Source organism: Pantoea stewartii, assembly GCF_011044475.1.
Taxonomy (GTDB): domain Bacteria; phylum Pseudomonadota; class Gammaproteobacteria; order Enterobacterales; family Enterobacteriaceae; genus Pantoea; species Pantoea stewartii.
On record NZ_CP049116.1, the window covers coordinates 175,718 to 199,938 of the forward strand.

Below are 24,221 nucleotides of genomic sequence, written 5' to 3' on the forward strand. Positions count from 1 at the left end.
AACCTCAGTTCAGGCGAATAAATTCGATGCGGTCAAAAACCGCTTTTGCAAAATCTTCAGCGGCAGAACGCGCATTTTTTAGCGCTTCGCTGCTGCCCACATAGGTGGATGGATTAGCAGATATAACGGTGTCAAATGACTCTCCACAGCGTTCAAAACCATCCAGTCGCGGAAGCGTTGCATCTAACATATCGCCGCCAAAAATTTCTTTAGCAAGACTATGACACAGCTTATGGTCAGCTTTATTCGAGAGTTTCGACATAAAGCCGATATTTCCCTGAAGGCGACACTCTGCCCCCGATTCTTCAATGATGCCAATCAACTCAGGTAAACGCGTCAGATATTTGAGAGTGGAATGAAAATCCACCTGTGCAGGCGGCACCGGCGTCATCAGAAGATCAGAAGCAGCAATCGCGTTTTTTAAAAAGGCATCCAGATGGGGACCACTGTCGATGAAGATAAAGTCGTAATCTTTTTTGAGTTTTGAGACAACATTGTCATAAAGCACTGAATGGACATTCTGTCCTGGAAGATGCGTGGCACAGAGCTCATCCCAGCTAGATGCAATAAACGCATCATCGATGGAGGCGGGTAGCACATCCACGCCCGGAATGATGGACGATACGATAAACTCATTCACCAGCTCGTCACGACTCACGTTCTGTAGCATGGCCTGCGCGGCCGTAGCCTCAACCAAACCGACTGAGCGTTCATGATTTAAAAACATGGTGGCTGAGGATTGTGGGTCAAGATCGATAACCAGAATGCGCAGGTCTTCATAGAGCAGGTGAGGGTGAGCGCGAAGCGCATGCGCCAGAGAAACTGTCGAAACGGTTTTAGATACGCCGCCTTTTAAATTTCCGACAAACAACGTAAAGGCTTCAGGATGGCGATCACGGTATTTCGGTACGCCGCGATGGTGATAGATATCAATGATATTCTGTATGGACATGGCGTATTTGACCGAACTTCCCGCAGCGCGCTTATCAAACTGGTAGCCACTTTCTTCCATCTCATTGACTGCATAATCCACACTGGCGCGGGTTAATTTTGGCAGTTTAGCCAGCGCAGCCTTCGCATAAATCTGGTAATAACTGTTTTCCTGTAACTCAAGCTTTTGCGCCTGAATTTGTTCAGTAAGGCTCAATAGCATCCGTTCAGAACGCTGAGCAACTTTCATGACCTGACTGTCATCGTTAGCCATACTTACTCCAGATATGTAGGATTTACGACTTTATACCTAAATCCTGCACATCGGGCAAGAATTTATCTTATAAACGCTATCCTGTGTTTAATGCTGAACTTATGATTTATGTGACGCTATACACATAATTTACTGTAATAAGCATCTGCGATGCGTTCAGAGGTGGACTATACAGGAGGATGAACTTAATCCGTCTCGCCCACACAGCTGGACAAAGATACCGTGAGGCTATCTTCGCTCGGTTTATACAGGAAAAGTAGAACGTCAGTACGTACAACGAGAAGCGAACATTCACTGTAATCAGTAAAGCCCGCCGATCACATGGGCGCAAAACTGCGTAGCAAAGGGTCAGCAGCTACTGCGCTTGTGGCGTCACTGCTGGCGGATGTATTTAACGGGCATCTGACCAGCAGGTGCCTTTTAACCTGTATTCGTTCACTGTAATCAGTAAAAGATTCACTGTATTCAGTAGCGGATGAGCGCCGAGCGTGTGGCCAGAATCAGGATGACAGACAGCCAAAACAGCACAGCAGGTGATTCAGCATCAATATCTATTACTTAGACTCAGCAGGGGCGTTCTGGACCCATCCTGTGTTCACTGAAGCAAGCTGTGTCTCAATGCTAACTCTCTAAAAATCAGACAGAGCGAACATATACATCCGCAATGTTCACTATAATCAGTATCCCTTCCAGTTGCCTGCAGATGAAAAGCCTGACCACAGAGATGCCGCTATTTGCCACACGACTTGCTTCTGTCGCAACAGATGTGGAAAGGCATCGACTAAAACATTCACTGTAATCAGTAAGTGATGCCGGGCCAGCTTTGAGGCCGGACCTGGCGATAAAGGCGTAGCGATACAGACCGTGACGAGCCTTTAGCGAAAAATAAACAGGGAAGGGGAATGACGTAAACATTCACTGTAATCAGAAGCAGAAACCCCATACCAGCGTGGCAGTCTTTGTTGTCGGGTAGAGAAGTCCGGAAGAGGTTTCATCAGCCCGCCCCCCTGAATATTCACTGTAATCAGTAACACATGCAGCCTTCAGAAGGAGAAAATGCTCATGGCATCAGGCTGGAAGGCTATAAGAATGATACGCTTCCCTGTAACATTCACTGTAATCAGTAAACGCCCTGTTCTGAATCAGCCTCTGCCTGACATTGTGGTCCATCCATGACACGTCGATAGCATTCACTGTAATCAGTAAACGTAGCTGCTGCCGTCAGTAATCTGGATCTAACTTCGGAACGTTCACTGTAATCAGCAGGAACCTTGTGACGAACAGAGGACAGATTCACTGGAATCAGTAAATGCATTTTGTCGGCTTAACCCGTCATAACATTCACTGTAATCAGCGTTACCACTAACCCTGTCACTTTTTTACTGTGATTGTTTATTAATGCCAACGTGTTCAACCCTGCGTTGTCTAACCCAAAAAAAAATACAAATAAAATCAATTAATTAATAACAATATTCACTATAATCAGTTATATCATTCTCCACAAACGTTCACTGTAATCAGTGAAAGGCAGGGCGCGAATAAACGCAGCCAGTATTCACTGTAATCAGCAAGGCGAGGCAAAAAAGGATAAGCAGAAAATTAATAAAATAATAGTAAGCGCACACTTACTTATAAGTCATTGAAATAATATTAAAATAAAATCAGATGGCAGACGTTCCAACAGCATAACTTCAGCGGCGTTACTGACTATAGTGAATGCTGCTGATTACAGTGAATGATTGTAGGTAAGGAGTGAAAGAAGTGTATTAACAGGCGTAGAGTGTCACTTTTTCGTTAAAAGTGACACTGCAACGCAAAACTTACTGATTACAGTAAATGCGCGCGCTATTCTTCAAATTCAATGTCTTCAAGGGTATCAATGCCTTCAAGATTGCCGATACCATCCAGTTTAGGCGTTCTGCTGTGGATAATGAAAAACACAGAGCGTCCGCGTTTGACTTCAGAATAGTCGAGATAGCCAATCTCTTTAAGCTGCTCCATTGCGCGTCGCACAACGTGGTTCTGCGTCGTAATTTTAGATCCTAAATTCAGGCGCATACGCAGGCGTGCCAGTGATATAGGCGCAGGGTTGGTGGGAAGGCTCTCAAGGAACGTATAGAGCGCCTGAGCCGATTCTTTACGTTTCAGACGGGAGATGGCGCGTAGCTGAAGTAAAACCTTGTGATCGAAGTTATAGAGCTCAAAAAGCTTGGGATCAGCTTGTATGCGAACAATATCTTTTTCACGATCATAGTAGGCAGACTGAACAAGGTGCGTGTGATAGGCCTTACCGTTTCCTTCAAAGGACAGCGTATTGGTCGCAATTCGCCGTAGGGATGCATCAAGCCGCTTACGTAAGGCAGCAGAAGAGTTTGCTGATGGTATTCCACACATTTTAACGAAATCGATAAAGGGCAGCGTGACCGTATCGCCCTGAGTAGGATAACGCGAAAAAGACTGGATGATGCCTGCCCATGTCTTGAAATCATTATCCATATCCAGCCTGGCACCGGTGATGGTAATCTTTTCATACCCTTCCGCTTTCACCAGCGAGAGGTTTTTAAGTTCTTTCGTCGCATCCGTGGACGCCATCGCGCCTGAAATCCCGCGCGCGGTGGATTTAAGCGTTGGTACAAACAGTCCCAGTCGCATCAAGGCAACAGGCTGAACAGTGTTATTTTTATTGGGATGAAGCTGAATAACTTCACCGCTGTTTTTAGTCACAGACAGAAAAGGCTCTAGTAACGCTTTGTTTTCACTATCTTTATCTGCCATGGGATAAGATCTTCATTCTGTGGATGAAAAGGATCGTTTTCTGATTACAGTGAACATTAGCACTGATTATAGTGAACTTTCTACAGTGTGTAGTGAATAAAGTACTGATTACAGTGAATAGTTTGCTGATTACAGTGAACACCAACCCCCTCTCAGCCCTTGTGTGGTGCGGCCTGCAGCGATCGGGGATCTCTTTGGATCTATTATGGATCTCTCTATGATCGTTATATAGGAACTATTCACTGTATAAGTGGATAACTCAGCGATAACAGATCATAGTGATGTTTCTCTGAATAGCGTTTTTTTAAAAAAGATAAGGTAACTGCCACCCGTCCCGGACAAACGCACTCACTTGTACCTTCATTTTTCAGAAACAAGTTCATCACTATTATTCATTTTTCATCAGTATTACTACGGCGTATGGTGACAGAATTTCGTCATTACTAAGGATCACGATCATGACTGACTTTGCCATTTCGCGTAATCCCACAACGGGTGAAATTCTTGCAAAATATCCAATGCAAACCGCTTCTGAACTGGAGCAGACGTTAGACTCAAGTGCCAAGGCCAGTAAAGCGTGGCGGCAAAGCAGCATGGACATGCGTGTCAACGTACTTCGTCAACTGAGCGAACAACTTCGCCAGCGTGAGCCAGAACTGACGCGAATGATAACCCTGGAAATGGGTAAACCTGTTGCACAGGCAAGAGCAGAGATCCTGAAATGTGCCAGTTTGTGTGACTGGTACGCTGAATTTGGCCCTGCCATGCTGCAAGACCAACCCTCACAGATTCCCGATGCGTGGCAGTCATTCCGGCCAATCGGGACTATTCTGGCGGTAATGCCCTGGAATTTCCCCTTCTGGCAGGTTCTGCGCGGTGCTGTAGGGATGCTGCTGGCGGGTAACACTTATCTGCTTAAACACGCCCCTAATGTCATGGGAAGCGCAATGCTGATGGCAGAGCTGTTCGATGCTACAGATCTGCCTGAAGGCGGTTTTAACCTGATAAACGTCGATAACGAAGGCGTTTCAACCGCAATCCGGGATGATCGCATCGCAGCGGTTGCAGTAACAGGCAGCGTCCGGGCGGGTGCCGCTATAGCTGCCCAGGCGGGTGCGGCGCTGAAAAAAACCGTGCTGGAGTTAGGTGGTTCAGATCCTTTCATCGTGCTGGCTGATGCTGATCTTGATGAAGCCGTTAAATCCGCAGTCACAGGCCGTTTCCAGAACACCGGGCAGGTTTGTATGGCAGCGAAACGCTTTATCGTTGAAGCGCCGATTGCGGAAGCGTTTGAAATGCGTTTTGTTGAAGCCGTTAAGGCGCTTAAAATTGGCGATCCGCTGGATGAACAAACGTACATTGGCCCAATGGCCCGTTACGATCTCCGCGATGAACTGGATGACCAGGTCAAAGCGAGTCTGCGTGAAGGTGCACGTCTGGTGTTAGGTGGCGAAAAAATAGCAGGGCAGGGCAATTATTATGCACCGACGATCCTGTCTGATGTAACAAGTGACATGACAGCCTTCAGGCAAGAGCTCTTTGGGCCTGTCGCCGCTATCGCAGTCGCCCGTGATGCGGATCATGCGCTGGAAATCGCTAATAACAGCGAATTCGGACTCAGTGCAACGGTATGGACGAACAACACCGATCGTGCTGAGCAGATGACGGCAAACCTCGAAGTGGGTGCTGTATTTATCAATGGCAATGGTGCATCCGATCCACGCGTGACTATCGGTGGCGTGAAGAAGAGTGGCTATGGTCGTGAGTTATCGCACTTTGGCGTCCATGAGTTCTGTAATATTCAGACAGTCTGGAAAAACCGGCGCTAACCAGTATTTTATTATCCCCTGAGTCTACCGGCGCAGCAGTGCGCCGGCTTACTGTCTTTTCCCATCGGATAACAACATTGATTTCTGCCTGACACAAAACAGGATCCTTTGCAGAAAAAGATCCGTTACGATTCTGCGTCATCGAACCAGCCGGGCAGGGGATCGGAAAGCGTCACCCAGTATCCCGGCCCCGCCGCCATTTCCTGAGGGGTTAACAAGGCGTGATCAAGCGCAGCACGCACTGCCGTTTCATCCATATCGATGCCGATAAAAACCAGTTCCTGTCGTGCATCGCCTGTCCCGTCTATCCAGTTGTCGGCAATAAACGCGAGGGATTCACTGTCCTGTGGCCATTTATCACGCGGGATACTGGCCCACCAGCTGCCTGCATAGCCATGCCGGGCTATCGCACCCGCCTGAGACCACGACGCTGCATATTCAGGACGGCTGGCCAGCCAGAAATAACCTTTCGAACGGATCACCCCCTCAAGCTGATGATTAACCGCATGCCAGAATCGTTCAGGATGAAACGGACGTCTTGCGCGATAGACAAAGCTACGAATACCGTACTCTTCTGTTTCTGGCTGATGCTCGCCGCGAAGTTCTTTTAGCCAGCCTGGTGCCTGAGCGGCCTGGTCAAAGTCAAACAGGCCGGTATCCAGTACCTGATCGAGCGGAACATTACCAAAATGGCTGGTGATAATGCGCGCCCGTGGATTCAACCTGTGCAGCATCGCTTTGAGCGTGCGTTGATCCTCATGGCTGATAAGATCGGTTTTGTTCACAATCAAAACATCGCAAAATTCAATCTGATCGATCAGCAAATCCACAACCGAGCGCTCATCCTCTTCGCCCAGTGATTCGCCACGCGCCTGTAAGGAGTCCAGTGAACGGTAGTCACGAAGAAAGTTATAACCATCCACAACAGTGATCATGGTATCCAGCCTTGCCACCGTCGACAGGCTTTCACCTTCTTCATCGGCAAAGGTAAACGTTTCGGCAACGGGCAGCGGTTCGGAAATGCCGGTTGATTCAATGACCAGATGGTCGAAACGACCTTCCGACGCCAGCCGTTTCACCTCCAGCAAAAGATCCTCACGTAGCGTGCAGCAGATGCAGCCGTTACTCATTTCCACCAGCTTTTCATCCGTACGAGACAGTGCCGCACCGCCATTACGTACTAAGGCTGCATCAATGTTGACTTCCGACATGTCATTGACAATCACGGCGATGCGCCTGCCTTCACGGTTATTGAGGATATGGTTGAGAAGGGTGGTTTTGCCTGCCCCGAGAAAGCCGGACAGCACGGAAACGGGCAAACGTTTGTCTGTGGGCGATGAAAGAGAGTGGCCTGACATGAAGTGATCCTTAAATGGCGAATATATTATGTTATAACATAACAAAATAGCGGCCATTTTCAATATGCTTAGTTGGATTCAGGGTTTCCATTTCTTTGCTGTTAAGACTGAAAGCGAGCAGGCTGATGCGACTGGCTGAGCGTTAAACGGGTTCATATTTTAATTGTTATGTTATAACATAATTAATTCTGGGAAACATTATGTGGTAAACAGACATATCATGACACAATTCAAATACTGGTTTTTCGGTACGCTTACTGGCCTGCTGTTTGCGTCATTAAGTGCTTACGCCGATCGCAATCAGCCCGTTCGCATTGCTGCGCCTTTCGAGATTAAAGGTCCCGATCCCGCCCTTTCAGGCGACATTCTGCTTCGTATGGATGTGGTGGAAACGCTGGTGGAAACAGATGAGAAAGGCAAGGCGGTACCTGCGTTAGCCGAAAGCTGGGACATTTCGCCCGATGGGCTGCAATGGCATTTTACGCTGCGGAGCAACGCCCATTTTCATGATGGATCGCCTGTTACTGCTGAGAGCGTCGTAAAATCGCTGAATACCGCCCGCAGTAAGCCAGGTTTACTCGACAAAGCACCCATTACGTCGGTCAGCGGAGAAGATCGGCGTGTGACGGTCACGCTGAGCGAGCCTTTCACGCCGCTGCTGGCGGTGCTGGCTGAAAGCCGTTCGCAAATCCTCGCGCTGAGTTCCTGGGACGATACCAATACCATTACGCGCGTCATCGGCAGTGGCCCTTTCCAGCTCGTCAGTTTCCAGCCACCTCAGTCACTGAGTGTAAAACGGTTTGAAGGATACTGGGGAGAGAAACCCAGCATTGAACGTGCCCGTTATTTGTCCGCGGGCCGGGCCGAAACGCGCGCATTACTTGCAGAAAGTGGTGATGCGGATTACGTCTTTAATCTGGACGCCGCCAGCCGTCAGCGCTTGTCACACAAAAGTTCACTACAGGTGCTTACCGTTTCCGTACCCCGTACGGTGATGCTGAAGCTGAACGTCGCTCATCCGTTCCTGAAGGAACAAACCACGCGCGAAGCGCTCAGCCTGGCGATCAATCGGAATGCGCTGTCTGCGGCCATATTACGCTCTCCCGGTGCGGCAACACAGATGTTCCCGCCCTCTATGGCCGGGTGGCACAACGCGTCTTTACAGCCTCTGGATTATGCTCCTCAGCGTGCCGCCGCCTTACTGGCACAGTCCGGATGGATGTCCGGCCGGGACGGCATGTTAACCCGCGCTGGCCAGCGCTTTACCCTCACGCTGCTGACATATCCCGATCGCCCCGAGCTGCCCTTAATCGCCATGGTCATTCAGCAACAACTGCGAGAGGTCGGGATCGAGGTCATCATCAATTCAACCAATTCCAGTGAGATACCCGCGCGTCATCATGATGGCAGCCTGCAAATGGCGCTCTATGCCCGTAATTTCGCCCTGACGCCGGATCCAAGCGGCACGCTACTTCAGGATTACGGTTCGCAGGGAGGTGACTGGGGCGCAATGAACTGGCACGACAACGCGTTTGATAAGGCGCTCAGCACGCTTTCACGTAGCAACGATCCCGATCAACGACAGCAGGCAAGAGCGGTCATCACCGCCGCATTACAGCGTGATTTACCGGTTATTCCGGTTGCCTGGTACCAGCAGTCAGCAGCAGTAAACGCGAAGCTCGCCGCCGTAAAACTGGATCCCTTTGAACGCCATTTTGGCCTGCGTGAAATGAAATGGGCGGAATAATGCTTAAACAACTCGTCTGGCGCCTGGGTCAGGCTGCCTTTGTGATTTTTGCCGTCGGTATTTTAACGTTCGTTTTAGTACAGGCGTTACCGGGCGATATGGCCTGGCGCATTGCGTCGGGACGATATGGTTATGACCGGGTCGACCTGGCGGCGGTTACCCGCGTGCAGCAACAGCTGACGGACTTTTCCGCTCAGGGAAATGCACTATGGCACTGGATGTGGGATCTGCTGCGCTTCGATTTCGGGCGATCTCTCGTCTCAGGCGAGCCGGTCAGCAGTGAGCTGGGCTGGCAGTTAACACAAACCCTTGCTCTGGCCGGTGTAGCACTGCTGATGATGTTGATTCTCATTATTCCTGCGGGGATCTGGGCAGGATGTCGGCCGGGCGGTGTTGTTGATCGGCTCATTAACGTGCTGGCACCCACGTTTAAATCGATTCCACATTTTGCCCTGGGTTTACTTCTGATTATGTTGTTTTCGCTGCGCCTGAACTGGCTACCCAGTGCGGGGCATGGGGAAGGGCAACATGTCATCCTGCCGGCGCTGACGCTGGCATTAACGCTGAGCGCGGTAGGGGCGCGTGTTGTCCGTGAGGCAACCTGTCAGGCAGTGAAAGCAGGCTGGTATCGCTGGGGAGCGCAAAAGGGCCTTTCCGCGCCGCACCTGTTTTTGCGACATGGTTTGCGCAATCTCAGTGTCCCTGTCGTCACCTGGATCGGCATGCAGTTCGTCTGGTTAGTGGAAGGTGTGGTGGTGATCGAAACTCTTTTTGCCTGGCCAGGTGTCGGACACGCGCTGGTACATGCGATTTTTGCCCGGGATGTTCCGGTGATTCAGGCCAGTGCGGTGGTACTGGGATTGACCTTTGTCACCTTAAATATGCTTGTCGATGCCGTGTGTTATGTCCTGGATCCCCGAGGTAAACGCGTATGACGTACCGCCAAAAAACGGGGCTGGTGATAATTTTAACCCTGCTGGCCTTTGCGTGGCTGATGCCGTTGTTTGATCAGAACGATCCCCTGCAGCAGGATTTGTTGCAGATGTTAACGCCGCCCTCGGGTAACGCGTGGCTGGGTTATGACCATTTAGGGCGCTCAATGCTGGCGCGCCTGAGTGCGGCGCTGCGATTGTCACTGGGGCTGGCGGCCCTGTGTGTGATTACAGCAATGCTCATGGGGCTGCTGGCGGGAATAGCCAGCGCCTGGTACGGCGGATGGGTCGATCGACTTTTCGGTATGCTGGCCGACATGTGTCTGGCGCTGCCGGGCCTGCTGTTAGTCCTGCTGCTCGCCGCAATCGCACCTGACGCGCCCCTCATGTTATGGCTGGGACTTTCACTGGTACTGTGGGTGGAATTTTTCCGTGTGACACGCGCCACGCTGCGGCCCGTGGTCATGTCGCCAGCCGTTCAGTCATCTTCACTGCTTGGCTTCTCCATTGTTTATCTCTTTCGCCGACATCTTTGGCCGGCCCTGTCTCCGTTATTGCTGACACTGACCGTCTATGCATTCAGCAATGCCATTATGGCCGTATCGGCGCTGGGATTTATCAGTGTTGGCGTTCGTCCACCCACACCTGAGCTGGGCCTGATGATGACGGAGCTGTTCCCCTATGCCTGGGAAGCGCCCTGGCTATTACTGCAGCCTGTGGTTGTGCTGTTTATCCTGCTGGTGGGGCTGAATTTGTTGGTCAACAAGGAGCGCAAATGGCAAGCATCGTAATCAAACAGGTTGCCGTCTTCGCGGATACCTGCATTGTTGAGCCTGTAAGTCTGATCATCCATCCCGGCAGGCCCGTCACCTTCATTGGTGAGACAGGATCGGGAAAAAGTTTGTTTGCGCAGGCCATTTTCGGCGCCTTACCCGACGGAGTGCGCGCTGAAGGAACGGTAGTCATTGACGGGCAGCAATATAATCTGCAAACCGATCTGACAGCACTCCGCGCGCTGTGGGGACACCGTATTGCCGCTCTACCTCAGGAGCCCTTACTGGCGCTTGATCCGACGATGCGTGTGAAAAGCCAGACAGAAGAGGGTTATCGGTACATACGGGGGTTCACGCGTCAGGGCGCGCAGCAGGCGGCAGGTTTGGCGCTGGACTCGCTGGGGCTGGCCCACGCGGCAGAGCGTTTCCCCTGGCAGCTTTCCGGTGGAATGGCCCAACGGGTGTGCTTTGCCGCTGCGCGGGCGGGCGGTGCCACTCTGCTTATCGCGGATGAACCGACGAAAGGACTGGATGTGGCGCGACGGGACGAAATTGGTGACATGCTCAACCTGGCCGTAGCCCGCGGCGAAGCCTTGCTGACCATCACCCATGATATCGCGCTGGCCAGGCAGTTAGGCGGTGACATTGTCGTGATGCATAAGGGAAAGGTGATTGAGCAGGGCAATGCCACGCAAGTCCTGAATGCGCCGCAGAAGGCTTATACGAAACAGTTGCTGGCCGCCGAACCCCATGCCTGGCCACCGGCCACGTTGTTGCCCTGTGATGACACCCTCGTATTACGGGCCGAAGGGCTTACTCTGAAACGCGCCGGGAAAACGTTGTTCCGCAATGTAAATTTATGCTTTCGCGCCGGTGAAATCGTTGGGCTTTATGGTGAGAGCGGCAGTGGCAAAAGCAGCCTGGGAGATACGCTATCGGGCTTGATTAAGCCCGATAAGGGAACGATAACCCGACCGGGCAGGTTTCATCCGTTGCGTTATCAAAAACTGTACCAGGATCCTTCTGCGGTTTTTCCACCGGATATCACTATGGCCCAGATCATCGACGATCTGCTGCAGCGCCACACAATCCCGGTGAGGCGACGTGATGAGCGGATGCGGCAATTGGGGCTCGGACAGGCGTTGTTACACCGTCCGGCTTCAGGATTGTCAGGCGGTGAACTTCAGCGGTTTTCGCTGCTTCGGGCGATGTTGCTGAATCCCGTGTTCCTGTTTGCCGATGAACCCACGTCGCGTCTCGATCCTGTGGTTCAGCAACAGACGCTGGCCTTACTGACTGATCTGGCCATGCAGCAACGCTGCGCCATTCTGCTGGTCAGTCATGATCTCACGCTACTTGAGAGGAGTGCACATCGGGTCATTTCCCTTGATGCGATTAGCCTGCCTGATGACTGAGGCAGAGCACCCTCAGATGTGCTCCATGACCAGCACGGCCAGCGTATCCGGCTCCAGCGCACGAAAAATATGTTCAGTGTCGCCGGGATAGCTGATGTAGTCGCCCGGTGCCAGTTCGACGGGCGAGTCTGTGGGCCCGACCAGCGCGCGTCCCTGAGTCAAGATGAGATGCTCAATGGTGTTCGGCGAATGCGGTTGCGAGCGGCGCTCGCTGCCGGGCTGGATGTTTAGCAGATAGATATCCCGTCGCGCGCCGGGCGGACAGGTTGCCAGCAGGACGGCTTTATAATCCGCCTGCTCGGCGGCAACGGCAGGGCCTTCACCGCGACGAATAACCTGCAGGCGGTTCGCTTCCGGCTCCATCAGGCGGGCAAACGGAATATTCAGGGCAACGCAAAGTGACCACAACGTCTCAATGCCAGGATTACCGTTCCCCGCCTCAAGTTGAGAGAGGGTCGATTTTGCTATGCCGGCCCGACGCGCGACTTCTGCAAGTGTCAGTCCTGCCCGCTGGCGCTCTCTGACTAAACTGCTGGCGATAATATCAATGGGTGTACTCATCCTGCATCCTGTTAGTTATAGCGAACATATCGTTCATCTTGTAATGCTGCTGCGGTCCGTTCATTATAATGGGTATATCGTTCGTTATGGGATCTAATCGTGATGCTGGATAAAAAAGAGACGCTGGACAAGGGCGTGATAAAAGCCATTTTCCTTGTCTGTCTTGCCGATGGCATTGTTGGCCTGTCATATGGTTCGCTCGCTCTTGCAGAGGGTTTTCCGTTTTGGGTGCCGCTGGCGTTATCGACGCTGGTGCTGGCGGGGGCGTCGGAGTTCCTGTTTATCGGTATCGTGGCGGGCGGTGGCAGTCCTCTCACGGCGGCAGCGGCGGGGCTGTTGGTCAATGCGCGTCATCTTCCTTTTGGTATCACTGTCAAGGATTTGGTCGGTCAGGGCAGACGGGGTCTGCTAGGATGCCACATCATGAATGATGAAAGTGTCGTGTTTGGCATTTCCCAGCCTACGCTGGCGCAACGTCGCCAGGCATTCTGGATATGCGGCATCAGTATTGGCGTAATCTGGCCTGTGACCGTAATGGCTGGCGCGGCGATAGGGCAGTTTATTCCGAATGTGTCTGCTATCGGCCTGGATGCGGTCTTTCCCGCGATCCTGATTGCGCTAATCTTTCCTGCCTTACGCAAAGCGCGCACCCGCATTCCTGCTATGACTGGTGCGTTTTTGTCGCTGGTGGTCACGCCTTTCGTACCTGCCGGTATGCCCGTATTGTTTTCCTTGCTTGGCCTCTTTACATGGAGATCGCGCAAATGAATCACGCCATGATTATTGCAGGTATTGCGTTGCTGGCTGCTGGCACCTACGCCATCCGTTTCGCGGGTGTTAAACTCGGCAATCGTCTGCCCGTCAGTGAACGAACCCAAAATATGTTATCCGATGCTGCCACTGTACTGCTGCTTGCGGTTGCGGCAACCACCACGCTGTTTGAAGGCCAGCATTTTGCAGGGATGGCCAGAGTGCTGGGCGTCGGGTTTGCCCTGTTCCTTGCCTGGCGTAGAGCTCCGCTGATTTTCATTATTCTGGGCGCGGCCTGCATGACGGCGTTGTTGCGCTATATGGGTGTACCCTGAATGCGCTATTTATCTTGCCGGACCCGGCGATAAATTGCGTGTCAGCCTTGACGAACAGCGTCGCTTAAAATACAACTAGAACCCGTCAGGGGAGTCTCGCCAGAGAGACTGAGAGGCTAATAGCGCCATGCGCGGCTTAGCGACCCTTAGAACCTGACCCAGTTGATACTGGCGTAGGAAGACGGGCATCTGCGCATCGCGTAGATGCTTGCCGCAGAGCCTGTTTCTGTCAGGCTTGTGCTTTTTCCCTTCTTGTATCGCGGGTCTCTGAGAGCTAACAGAGAGGCCAATGTGACTATCCTTATTCCGTTTTTACCCCATCAGGATGGCGGACAATGAGCCGCTGGTCAGTGCTGGGCAGCGGTGTATCCGGACTCTGTATCGCGACGTTACTGGCCGAACACGGCGAAAAGGTTGAAGTCATTACGCAACCGAATTGTCAGGCGGCGTCCTACTGGGCTGGCGGCATGCTGGCACCCTGGTGTGAGGCAGAAAGTGCGCCTCAGCAGGTCGTTGAATGGGGACAGCACGCTGCAGCGTGGTGGGCAGCCCGCGTAAGTGGCGTTGAACAGCAGGGCACACTCGTACTCACGCCACCGCGTGACAGCGCCGAACTTACCCGGTTTGCCAGCATGACCCTAGCGCATCAGTGGGTTGCGCCAGGTGACATCGAACCCGCGCTGGAAAACCGCTTCGCCCGGGGATTATTTTTCCCGGCTGAAGCGCATCTCGATCCGCGTCAGGCAATGCAACAGTTACGTGCACGTCTGGTCAGCGCGGGCGTCAGTATTCACGCTGGCAATCCCAGCGGACGCATTATTGATTGCCGCGGTATTCATGCGCGTGAGGCACAGCCAGCCTTGCGTGCGGTGCGGGGCGAAATGCTAATCCTGCAAACGGATGAGATCACGTTTTCCCGACCTTTACGCCTGCTGCATCCCCGTTTTCCTTGCTATCTGGTTCCCCGGGCGCAGGGGCACTTTATGCTCGGGGCCACCATGGTTGAGAGTCAGGATACCAGCCCCATCAGCGCGCGCGCCATGATGGAGCTGCTGAGCGCTGCTTACAGCATTCATCCTGCGCTTGCCGAAGCGCGCATTATCGAAAGCGGGACGGGGTTACGTCCTGCTTATCACGACAACCTGCCCGACGTGCGTTATGAAAACGGTGTCTTTTCCATTAACGGCATGTATCGCCATGGCTTTTTGCTGGCACCGGTTATGGCCGAAAAGCTCATGCATCAACTTGCAACAGAGAGACTACTATGCGAATCGAACTAAATGGTCGTGCTATCGAGACGAAAGCCGGGACGCTTGCGGAGTTGTTAGAAGAGCAGGGCATTGACGCTGGCTGTGTGGCCAGTGCCCTCGATGGAACCTTTGTTCCCAGAGAGCGCTATGCCTCACAGTTGCTTGAGGCCAACTGCCGTCTGGAAGTGCTGTCGCCAATGCAGGGAGGTTGATCATGTTTTACGACTACAAGGGCGACTCCCGTTTTTTACTGGGTACGGCCGGTTATCCCTCACCGGATATTCTTCAGCAGGCTGTTGTGGCCTCCGGTGCGGATATCATCACGGTCAGTCTGCGTCGGGAAGGAAGTCAGGGTGGGGCCTTTCGCGATTTACTGAAAACGCTGAATAAGCGCGTGTTACCCAATACGGCGGGTTGCCATACCGTCAGGGAAGCCGTCACGACGGCGCATATGGCGCGCGAACTGTTTGCCACGCCGTGGATCAAACTGGAAGTGATCGGGCACGCGGATACCCTGCAACCGGATCCTTTCGCCCTGGTGGAGGCCGCCCGTATTTTATGTGCCGAAGGTTTTTATGTTTTTCCTTACACCACAGAAGATCTGATTGTGGGCGAAAAACTGCTGGAAGCGGGCTGTCAGGTGCTGATGCCCTGGGGCGCGCCCATTGGCTCGGGGCAGGGGCTACGCAATATTGACGGTTTACGCACCATGCGTGCCTGGTTTAAAGACGTTCCGCTGATCATTGACGCGGGGATCGGTGCTCCCAGCCAGGCGGCGCAGGCGATGGAGCTGGGCTTTGATGCCGTGTTGCTGAATACCGCCGTCGCGAAATCCCACGATCCGGTACGCATGGCGGGAGCGTTTGCCAGTGCCATTCAGTCAGGACATCAGGCGCGGTTGGCCGGCATGATGGAACGTCGGGATATGGCGGTCGCCTCCACGCCCGTTTTTGGTCTGGCGCAGTTCAGTTAAGGAGCGAAAATGTCGCGATATCAACGACAGACTATGTTGCCCGAAGTCGGGGATGAGGGGCAGCAGGCGCTGGCTGCAGCCCGCGTTCTGGTCGTGGGCGCGGGTGGACTCGCGTCAACCCTGTTGCCCCTGCTCGCAGGTGCCGGCGTGGGCTATATCCGGCTGTATGATCATGATGTCGTGACGCTGCATAATTTGCATCGCCAGACGTTGTTTACCGTTGCCGACATTGGCGAGCCCAAGGTTTTCTGCGCGCAGCGTGCGCTGGCGCAACGCAATCCTGACATACTCATCGAGCCGCATGTTGATGCCCTGCGTGCCAGCATTATCGATACGGCAATGGCAGGGATTGATTTGGTCATTGACGCCGCAGACAATTTTGCAGTGACCTATCTGCTCTCCGACAACTGCTATGCCCGACGAATTCCCCTGGTGAGTGCCTCAGTGCTGGGAAGACAAGGCTATGTTGGCGGATTCTGCGGCGGAGCGCCCAGCTATCGCGCGCTGTTTCCCCGTTTACCCAAAGCATCAGGCAACTGCAACACTGCGGGGGTTTTAGGCCCGGCGGTCGCCACCTTAGGCGCAATGCAGGCTCAGATGGCGCTCAGCATACTGCTAACGCTGTCGCCGTCACCGTTAGGGTGCATGATTAACTGTGATTTTGTGTCATGGCAACTGCGTCAGTTCCGCTTTGACGCGGCACCGGAACCGGAAAAACCCGGGATTCCGTTTATTGACCCTGCCTTGTTGACGCCAGACGACTGCGTGGTGGAGCTACGTGGGATGGATGAAGCCCCCGTGAGCGTCAGCACGAATGCTGAGAGGCTACTGCCACAGGATATTGCCTGCTGGCAGCCGCCCGCGGATAAGCGCATTGTTCTGGTCTGCGCCAGCGGCATGCGTGCCGCTCAGGCCGCGCAGGCACTGGAGGCGCGTGGCTGTGAGCGGCTGGCCATCATCGCCGACCGCTAAATCTGACGGAAAAGCAGGCTTATCAGGCCCGGTCTGAACGACGGGCCTGATAGATATCGGGTCGGGTAATCGTCCAGGCGTAATCGGGCCGGCTGGTATGAACATGCCGATAAGCTGAATCAACAGGCTCAGATGAAACGCGAACGCGCGACCACCTTCATGCTGGCTTTCGAAAAAACGCTGCAGTATCCACCGCAAAAAGCAGATGATTTATAAAACCGTTTACAGAGACGTCGTTAAATATTTTTCTAAACCAGAAAGGGTAAATGCAATTTTGATCCTGAAGTTGTCCGTATACGGCAGCGCGCTATGGATGCGGCCAACCATAGCGCCGGATTTGATGTTGCCACCATGCAGGATAACTAACGCTGGTGTTAACAGCGATGATGCTTTGCAGTGTGGCATTGAGACCGAAGATTGCACTGGCTAGTTGTGCACCAACATTTTCAATGGCAAGATCAGTTTATATCTTATAGCAATTAATGGCTTAAGCACGTCTGTCTGCTTCTCCAGACAATCAGGGCGAATTGATCGGAACAGCCAATGAGAGACAGCATCAAACACGGTGTACTTTTATTACAAATGCCGGGAGTTAATTGATGATGAAAAGGAGAAATGTATGGTTAGGGATGTAAGCTGGATGCATGAGTGCCTGGAAATTAATAATGGCTTATTTAATAAAGTTTTTAACATGATTTTAATGTGAATGTTAACGCCAACACCAGCAAGCCCGGCAAGACCAGGCTTTTTTCATTTAAGCAGTTGCGCGATCATTCCATGAGTCGCGGAAGATAATATTGCCATCTATATATTTCCATGTAATCGCTTCATATCGAATCTCCAGCGTTTCCTGGTGAGTGCTGCTCATCCCATTAGGTGTAAGATAAGGCGAAATAGTCGTTATTTTGACATTTTCTAAAATAATATTGAAATATTCGGCCTCTGTACCAGACTCCAGTATATGATACATTTTAATCGTAGCCTTCTTCATAGGACGGCCCTGACATACGGCACGATATAAAATGGGTGTAGTTCTGTCGAATTCTTTCACTACAGTAATGGGTCGGTGAATACGTGTTCCTGTTAATTTTCCCCAGCTGGGATCAACCGGAATTGTCACGGCGTGAGAAAAATTTTTTAACTCTATAGAACCCAAACGCATTGGCATTGTGCAGCCACCAATAATAGGCGAACCGTTTTCATCTTCAAGCCATAAATGAGCTGGTGTAGACATATTATTTCCTTATAAATCTGTGTTATTGCTTTCGTTTGAACTTCACAATTTCATATATTGATAAACCAACCATCACGAATATAAAGAATAAGGGGATTAGCCAGATTGGACTATTCGGGAAAAATAAGCCCTGAATGACAGCAAATGCTATGGTCAATGCTGCCGGGCCATAAACCGAAATTAATGATCTGAATATACGGCTGAAAACCCTTTTAGTTAAAGTCGTCATTTATCTAATCATCTTAGTAATGATATCTGCAATTTTATTATCTGATGCCCAATGAGCATTAAATGCCTCCGCCCGCTCGAATAAAGGTTCTATCAGGAAATACATCATTTCGAGCTCTTGGGTGTATAGCGCTGAATAATAAACCGGATTAGACACGTGAAGACGGTATGCGCTATCTGCCGCTTTCTGGACTATGCCATATATGCCAATCGCTCCGGCTAACTGTCCCGCCCTACGTCCCACCAGCGCGCTGAGTTGAAAACTCAGATTCATGCCTGCTGCAACAGAAGTTGCTGTTGCTAAAGCAAATCCAACGTTTGTCAGTGAGCTGGCGGCAATATGTATGTTAACAGTCATTAGCTTTTGCTTGATGTGTTCAAGTTGTTCGGAGGTCTTATCCTTAAATATTTCTTCGAAATATATCTTTAGCATTTGATAAGCAATATTTTCATGTCGCAAAAGATAAATGACGCCATTTTTGAATCGAACATCTTCGTTTTTTTGCTGCTGGCAAACATCGTTATATTCATCGGTAAAATACGAGGTATAATAAAGCGCACGCCTGGCACCAGCGCCAATCGTATCTATCTGGTTTGAAACTAAATCCATGACACCTGTTAACGCACGATCTAATTTAGAAGCTAATATGTTATTGGCTTGAAAATAATTTATTATCTCTTCCCTGTAATACATCCTTCTATCCTTTTCGACGTCCTTTCATGTTTGTTTTAACGGTTCATCGTCACTGATGAAACGCGAGATTAACGAGAAATGTTTAACCAGGTACAATGTAATGCTATTAACTTATTAAGTAAATCGGAAAATTGTCTTGATAAAAGTCTTGTCAATAAAAATAATTATTTTTCATAGGTTTTACAAATTCCCAACCGTAGCGGCTTGATCATTATCACGTACTGATATTACTGTAATTACACATAGCAAAAATTGAAGGGCAGATTGATGCCCCGAGACTACGAAATCATGGTTACCTTTCGCCAGGCTGTTAAGTGCAACAGCGAAGGCCGCTACACACTCAGTGCACTCGACCTTGTACGAGAATGACTGGCACTGAACGTTACACGCCGCAAACAACTGGATAGAGACGTACGGCCACATCCATTCGCGATATTTCAACCGGCTGCTCATGTTGAGCGGGTAAGATAGCGATGAATCGCCTCAATATCCATTCTTGCGCGATCTGTCGTGATCAGATAATCGTCTTTATACCATTGCTGAACGGTTACCATCTGTTTTCCCCTGCCTTCCGATATGAATGAAAGTTATGATGACCGCGTTGAACGCACGATCAGGATACCAGGTTGTGTACGGCAATCACTATCAGCAAAAGACCCCCTGCCATGTTTACATAGCGTTTCAGAACAACGGGATTCACGCTTTGCGCTGAAAAAACCAGTAGCTGGCTGATAAGCGTGAGCCAGAGACACATCACTACAATGTGCACGGTGGCCAGGCTCAGGAAGGCAGCCAAATCGGTTCTGTCGCCTGTAAACTGGGAAACCACCGTCAGGTAAAACAGGATAGCTTTAGGGTTAATGACGTTGGCCAGCCAGGCGCCTTTTATCGTAACCGCGCTGTCCATGGCGTTCAGCGTAAAGGTTTTTGTCTTTATCCCGGTGATAAACAGCAGTCCGCCAAGCCACAGTAAATAAACGCCCCCCACGATTTTTAACCAGGTGAACAGTGTGGATGACGCCACCAGCGCCGTCGACAGCCCCAGTCCAATCAGCAGCGCGTGCGTGTAAATACCCAGCGCAGTGCCGAACAGTGTTTTAAACAAGCCTCTGTAGCCTGATGTAAGTGCACTGTTCATCGCCAGAGTGAAACTCGCCCCAGGTGACAGCGCAATCGGCAACAGTGCAGGCAGAAAGCCAGCGAGATTAATATCCAACGGCTCTCCGTTTACAAGGCTTTTTCGCTGCGTGTACAGAACCGGTCATACACTATGACGGATTGTAAAAAGCACACAGCTTATTACCGGTGGGATCTCTGAGATAAGCGACACAGCGACCATCGGTTTCTCTGATATGCGGTGGGGATTCAGCCGAGGTTCCGCCGTTTTCGAGACCCTGCTGATGCCAGCGGAAGACGGCGTCAGATGAGGGCATCGCAAAGCCAATGGTTCCGCCATTGGCAAAGGTGGCGGGTTGACCATTAATGGGCTTAGTGACAATAAAACGCTGGTTATTTTTCGAATAAAAAGGGCGGCCTATGGCATCAATTCCCTGCTCTTCACACGCTATTACGGCAAAAATGGCGTCATAGAATTTTTTTGTCTGCTCAATATCGTCTGTACCAACAACCATATGACTAAACATGATTAACTCCTTTTAACATCGGTAAGCATATACTTAACATACCCGCAATGCGTGCGGAAGAGCTGATGAATGAGCTACCTGTTTTACAGGTTGTCAGACGAAGCGACAGGGCGATGACTTCCCGTGATTATGCAGCACTATGCAGAGGATGCCGGCCTGATGATAAAGCCGGGAATGACGGTAACGGGCAAGGCCGCCATGCGTCGTGCTTTTAAGGCCATTGTTCAGGATAAGCGGGTGGTTGAGCAGGGCAGAATGGCGGTCACTGAGGGGGGAAACGGCGCTGGTGATCATGGAAACCGTGCTGCGTTATTCCTGTCAGCAGAAAACCATGTTGAAACGACCCGGCGCGCCACCTATGTGTTTCGCCGGGACCGTGATGGTCAATGGCGCTGCACCGTTGATTTGGCCTGCTGCCCCGGAATGAAAACGCCCGTTCGGATGTAATACGGGCGCGAACGGGCGGTTTGTCAGATGACTTCCACCAGCTGGAAGGTTTCAAAGATCAGCTCCATTTCGGGACTGAATCCGCCGTTGCGCTGGAAGAAGCGTTGATGTTCACGCTGCCAGTATTCAAGACTCAGGTCGCCTTCTCCTTCCATCATGGCCATTTCCGGCGTGACGCGATCAAAGCGCGTCAGAAAAAGCCCGGTCGTTCTGACGACGCACAGCGGTTTTTTCTCGCCATCTAAAATAATGTTGTAACCGCCAGGCAGCGGCCTGACGTCGTCATCGTACCAGCCCTGCAACGAGCTGCAGGTGGCAATTTTCTTCCCGGTCAGGACCAGGGTCGCCAGTTCATTCGCCAGCTCAGGTGAATCGCCAAATGACCACGACAGTGCGCCAGGATATTTAGCCTTTAATTGTTCCACATTCATTGTCATGGGAATATTACGTCCGTTTATGGGTTATCCACTCAGTTTGTGTGCATCGCAGGGGAATATCAGGCCAGAAGGCGTTCTGCCCACTGTTCAACCGAATCGCCGCTGCCGATATCGGGCTGGACCAGACCATTAATCATGAAGGTTGGCGAAACATGAATCCCGTTCTGACGGGCATACTTACAGTGCCATTTCACCAGATTTTGTAAGTCAGGGCGATCGAAAGCCGCATAAGCATCAATGCCGCTGTAATCCCTGAGCCGTGCCAGGAGTTGGTTAGGCGTGGTGTCCATGTTAGGACCACGGCAGTGGTCAGTGAACTCAAACGCTTCGCGGTGATCGGCCACCGCCTGGAGGACGGCTTTAGCCGCCGCTTTACCTTGTACTGAGGCGGCAAGAATATAGCGCACAATAACCCCGGAATACATATGCCAGGGCTGGGACTGAAGATGGACTTTAAGCGTCATCTTATCTTCTCCGACCAGGCTCAGGAGCGCATCCAGCTTATTGAAAGCCCGAACGGAGAAAGGGCAGGTGGGCTCGATAAAAACTTCAAAAAGATGAGGCCCATGACCCCAGGTCAGTGGTTCTGCCCGTAGTGTTTCAGTGTTCATAGCGGCTCCTGTTGTAAAGCATGAAAGTTGGCTTCAATGACTGTGACAAACTTAGCCAGGTTCTGCCAGTGCAGACCTTATTTTAAACTGATAAGGATTAATCTCATTTCTCCCACATCAAACCAAACCAAACTAGAATTAGCTATCCGGCGGTTTCGCTTTAAAGGCCAGCACTATCAGATTTCATCAATGTTAAATCATGATATTAAACATTATTTTTAACGTTAAGGCACAAAGCGGCAAACTGAAGCGAAATAAAAGCCGCTAAGGTAACGCGCTTTATTCCCTGATATTGGGGTTCAGTCGCGTCATTTATGCCTGGTTCAGGTCTGAGGAACACTGCATGTCGCATTTTCGTCCGGTAGCGCTGGAACACGCAAGCCGTCTGCTTAATCACGGTCCCACGGTGTTAATTACCAGTCGCGACAGTCAGTCAAAGCGCCGCAACATCATGGCCGCAGCCTGGTCGGTACCCGTTGAGTTCACACCAGCAAGAATGGCTATCGTTGTGGATAAATCCACATTGTCACGTGAGATCATTGAAGCCAGCGGGGCATTTGGCATTTGTGTACCGGCGGCGGGTTTTGTTGATATGGCTTATGCGGTGGGCAGCACGTCCGGGCGCGATCAGGACAAGTTTGCCGACTTCGCTATTCAGGCACACGAAAGTCTGCACTATGGCGTGCCGTTGCTGGAAGAGAGCTGTGTCGCGTGGATGGAGTGCCGTCTGCTGCCTGAAACGGAAGCGCAGCAGGCCTATGACACGCTGTTTGGTGAGGTGCTCACTGCGGCGGCTGACAGCCGGGTATTTTATGACGGCCGCTGGCATTTCGAGGCCGTGGATCCCGCGCTCCATACATTACATCATCTTGGCGGTGGTCAGTTCGTGACCGTTGCGAATACGCTGACTGCCAAATCAACGCGTTAAAAGAGGTACAGAATGACAATTAAGAGTTACGCAGCCATGCAGGCGGGACAAGCGCTGGAGCGTTACGACTATGATCCCGGCCCGTTGGACGCTGAAGATGTTGAAGTCGAGGTTGAGTATTGTGGTGTCTGTCACTCCGACCTGTCGATGATCGATAACGAGTGGGGAATTTCGGCTTATCCCGTGGTTGCTGGCCATGAGGTCATCGGACGCGTAGCCGCACTGGGCGACAGTGCAAAAAATAAAGGGCTGAAAGTCGGTCAGCGCGTGGGCATTGGCTGGACGGCCAAGAGCTGCCAGCACTGCGATCCCTGCATCAGTGGCGATCACGTTAACTGTGCACAGGGTACGACGACGACCATCGGCAACCACGGCGGTTTCGCTGAGAAGCTGCGTGCTAACTGGCAATGGGTCATTCCGCTGCCGGAAAAACTGGATCCTGCCACGGCAGGCCCACTGCTCTGCGGCGGTATCACGGTATTTAAGCCTCTGCTGATGCACAACATCACGGCGATGAGCCGGGTTGGTGTGATCGGAATTGGTGGACTGGGTCATATCGCCATTAAAATCCTGCATGCCATGGGGGCGGAAGTAACGGCGTTCAGTTCATCTGAAAGCAAAAAGCAGGCTATCCTCGACATGGGGGCAGACCATGTGGTGAACAGTCGCGATCCCGAGGCGCTGAAAGCGCTGGCCGGTCAGTTCGATCTGATTATCAGCACTGTCGCGGTCGATCTTGACTGGCAGCCGTACTTTGCGGCACTGGCTCCTCGCGGCAAGTTCCATACGGTCGGCGCGGTGCTGAAACCTTTCGATGTCCCGGCTTTTAGTCTGATTCTGGGCGACCGTGCCGTTACTGGCTCGTCAACGGGTTCTCCGGCTCAGTTACGTTCACTGCTGAAGCTGGCTGGTCGTGCAGATATCGCCCCGACGGTAGAGTACTTCCCAATGTCCAAAATTAACGATGCGCTGGCGCACGTACGCGCGGGTAAAGCCAATTACCGCGTGGTTCTGAAGGCGGATTTCTGATGCCAGGCGCGCCTTTCTGGCGCGCCTTTTCTCTTTCCCGTAAGTAGACGGGCTAATCTCTGTTAAAATTAACTCCTCACGCTTGATGCCGGACGT

23 protein-coding genes, 1 pseudogene and 1 riboswitch are annotated in these 24,221 nt (G+C 51.6%); of the genes and pseudogenes, 14 read left to right on the forward strand and 10 right to left on the reverse strand.

From position 1 onward, the window contains the following. Positions 1-4: 4 nt before the first annotated feature. Both G5574_RS22250 and G5574_RS22255 read right to left on the reverse strand, forming a co-directional pair. Positions 5-1,204, reverse strand: coding sequence for an AAA family ATPase (locus G5574_RS22250; RefSeq protein ID WP_039339560.1), 1,200 nt, complete (start codon positions 1,202-1,204; stop codon positions 5-7). 1,845 nt (positions 1,205-3,049) lie between these two features. Then, on the reverse strand, positions 3,050-3,979 hold the full coding sequence (locus G5574_RS22255; protein WP_006122024.1) for a RepB family plasmid replication initiator protein: 930 nt from the start codon (positions 3,977-3,979) through the stop codon (positions 3,050-3,052). Between the two features lie 458 nt (positions 3,980-4,437). On the opposite strand from G5574_RS22255, the gene G5574_RS22260 reads away from it, so the two are divergent. After that, positions 4,438-5,808, forward strand: coding sequence for an aldehyde dehydrogenase family protein (locus G5574_RS22260; protein ID WP_058708870.1), 1,371 nt, complete (start codon positions 4,438-4,440; stop codon positions 5,806-5,808). A 125-nt stretch (positions 5,809-5,933) separates the two neighbouring features. Here G5574_RS22260 and zigA read toward each other — a convergent pair whose 3' ends face one another. Further along, the gene (gene zigA / locus G5574_RS22265) at positions 5,934-7,166 is read right to left on the reverse strand and encodes a zinc metallochaperone GTPase ZigA (RefSeq protein WP_054634061.1); all 1,233 of its coding nucleotides are present in this window, start codon (positions 7,164-7,166) and stop codon (positions 5,934-5,936) included. Positions 7,167-7,386: 220 nt separating this feature from the next. Here zigA and G5574_RS22270 point away from each other — a divergent pair, with 220 nt between their 5' ends. From G5574_RS22270 to G5574_RS22285, 4 genes are read left to right on the forward strand one after another with little or no spacing between them, the layout of a single operon-like run. Further along, positions 7,387-8,913: an ABC transporter substrate-binding protein gene (locus G5574_RS22270; protein ID WP_164483332.1), complete on the forward strand. Its 1,527-nt coding sequence runs from the start codon at positions 7,387-7,389 to the stop codon at positions 8,911-8,913. Beyond that, positions 8,913-9,848: an ABC transporter permease gene (locus tag G5574_RS22275; protein WP_164483333.1), complete on the forward strand. Its 936-nt coding sequence runs from the start codon at positions 8,913-8,915 to the stop codon at positions 9,846-9,848. Before G5574_RS22270 ends, G5574_RS22275 begins: the two co-directional genes overlap by 1 nt. Continuing rightward, positions 9,845-10,636 carry an ABC transporter permease gene (locus G5574_RS22280; protein WP_039339572.1) on the forward strand — a complete coding sequence of 264 codons (792 nt, stop codon included), beginning with the start codon at positions 9,845-9,847 and terminating at the stop codon, positions 10,634-10,636. Before G5574_RS22275 ends, G5574_RS22280 begins: the two co-directional genes overlap by 4 nt. Continuing rightward, complete coding sequence (locus G5574_RS22285) at positions 10,621-12,033, forward strand: ABC transporter ATP-binding protein (protein WP_164483334.1); 1,413 nt, start codon at positions 10,621-10,623, stop codon at positions 12,031-12,033. Before G5574_RS22280 ends, G5574_RS22285 begins: the two co-directional genes overlap by 16 nt. Before the next feature lie 12 nt (positions 12,034-12,045). Here G5574_RS22285 and G5574_RS22290 read toward each other — a convergent pair whose 3' ends face one another. Beyond that, positions 12,046-12,594 (reverse strand): helix-turn-helix domain-containing protein, encoded by a 549-nt coding sequence (locus G5574_RS22290; protein ID WP_033742317.1) that lies wholly within the window; start codon positions 12,592-12,594, stop codon positions 12,046-12,048. 102 nt (positions 12,595-12,696) lie between these two features. On the opposite strand from G5574_RS22290, the gene G5574_RS22295 reads away from it, so the two are divergent. From G5574_RS22295 to G5574_RS22320, 6 genes are all read left to right on the forward strand, one after another. Continuing rightward, entirely contained in the window at positions 12,697-13,362 is a 666-nt protein-coding gene (locus G5574_RS22295) for an AzlC family ABC transporter permease (RefSeq protein ID WP_039339577.1), read from the forward strand. Continuing rightward, positions 13,359-13,679: an AzlD domain-containing protein gene (locus G5574_RS22300; protein ID WP_006122033.1), complete on the forward strand. Its 321-nt coding sequence runs from the start codon at positions 13,359-13,361 to the stop codon at positions 13,677-13,679. Before G5574_RS22295 ends, G5574_RS22300 begins: the two co-directional genes overlap by 4 nt. Positions 13,680-13,756: 77 nt before the next feature. Next, positions 13,757-13,876: riboswitch (TPP riboswitch) on the forward strand. Between the two features lie 138 nt (positions 13,877-14,014). Continuing rightward, positions 14,015-14,959, forward strand: coding sequence for an FAD-dependent oxidoreductase (locus G5574_RS22305; protein WP_164483335.1), 945 nt, complete (start codon positions 14,015-14,017; stop codon positions 14,957-14,959). Beyond that, positions 14,944-15,141 (forward strand): sulfur carrier protein ThiS, encoded by a 198-nt coding sequence (thiS, locus tag G5574_RS22310; RefSeq protein ID WP_006122036.1) that lies wholly within the window; start codon positions 14,944-14,946, stop codon positions 15,139-15,141. The genes G5574_RS22305 and thiS overlap by 16 nt, the downstream gene beginning before the upstream one ends. A gap of 2 nt (positions 15,142-15,143) precedes the next feature. Continuing rightward, positions 15,144-15,902: a thiazole synthase gene (locus tag G5574_RS22315; protein WP_164483336.1), complete on the forward strand. Its 759-nt coding sequence runs from the start codon at positions 15,144-15,146 to the stop codon at positions 15,900-15,902. Positions 15,903-15,911: 9 nt separating this feature from the next. After that, entirely contained in the window at positions 15,912-16,874 is a 963-nt protein-coding gene (locus G5574_RS22320) for a HesA/MoeB/ThiF family protein (RefSeq protein WP_110268530.1), read from the forward strand. Between the two features lie 754 nt (positions 16,875-17,628). Here G5574_RS22320 and G5574_RS22325 read toward each other — a convergent pair. From G5574_RS22325 to G5574_RS22345, 4 genes are all read right to left on the reverse strand, one after another. Continuing rightward, entirely contained in the window at positions 17,629-18,108 is a 480-nt protein-coding gene (locus G5574_RS22325) for an Hcp family type VI secretion system effector (protein WP_164483337.1), read from the reverse strand. 229 nt (positions 18,109-18,337) lie between these two features. After that, the gene (locus G5574_RS22330) at positions 18,338-19,030 is read right to left on the reverse strand and encodes a hypothetical protein (protein ID WP_164483338.1); all 693 of its coding nucleotides are present in this window, start codon (positions 19,028-19,030) and stop codon (positions 18,338-18,340) included. Positions 19,031-19,643: 613 nt separating this feature from the next. After that, positions 19,644-20,246, reverse strand: coding sequence for a LysE family translocator (locus G5574_RS22340; RefSeq protein ID WP_054634070.1), 603 nt, complete (start codon positions 20,244-20,246; stop codon positions 19,644-19,646). A gap of 52 nt (positions 20,247-20,298) precedes the next feature. After that, complete coding sequence (locus G5574_RS22345) at positions 20,299-20,673, reverse strand: VOC family protein (protein WP_164483339.1); 375 nt, start codon at positions 20,671-20,673, stop codon at positions 20,299-20,301. Positions 20,674-20,738: 65 nt separating this feature from the next. On the opposite strand from G5574_RS22345, the pseudogene G5574_RS22350 reads away from it, so the two are divergent. Further along, positions 20,739-21,120, forward strand: a pseudogene (locus G5574_RS22350) (YybH family protein). Between the two features lie 23 nt (positions 21,121-21,143). On the opposite strand, the gene G5574_RS22355 reads toward G5574_RS22350, so the two are convergent. Together G5574_RS22355 and G5574_RS22360 are read right to left on the reverse strand one after the other, a co-directional pair. Then, positions 21,144-21,557, reverse strand: a complete 414-nt coding sequence (locus G5574_RS22355; RefSeq protein WP_164483340.1) for an ASCH domain-containing protein — start codon at positions 21,555-21,557, stop codon at positions 21,144-21,146. Positions 21,558-21,616: 59 nt separating this feature from the next. Beyond that, positions 21,617-22,168, reverse strand: a complete 552-nt coding sequence (locus tag G5574_RS22360; RefSeq protein WP_033742311.1) for a DsbA family protein — start codon at positions 22,166-22,168, stop codon at positions 21,617-21,619. Between the two features lie 343 nt (positions 22,169-22,511). On the opposite strand from G5574_RS22360, the gene G5574_RS22365 reads away from it, so the two are divergent. After that, on the forward strand, positions 22,512-23,096 hold the full coding sequence (locus G5574_RS22365) for a flavin reductase family protein (RefSeq protein WP_164483341.1): 585 nt from the start codon (positions 22,512-22,514) through the stop codon (positions 23,094-23,096). Between the two features lie 12 nt (positions 23,097-23,108). Next, positions 23,109-24,125: an NADPH-dependent aldehyde reductase Ahr gene (gene ahr, locus G5574_RS22370; protein WP_006122045.1), complete on the forward strand. Its 1,017-nt coding sequence runs from the start codon at positions 23,109-23,111 to the stop codon at positions 24,123-24,125. Positions 24,126-24,221 lie beyond the last annotated feature (96 nt).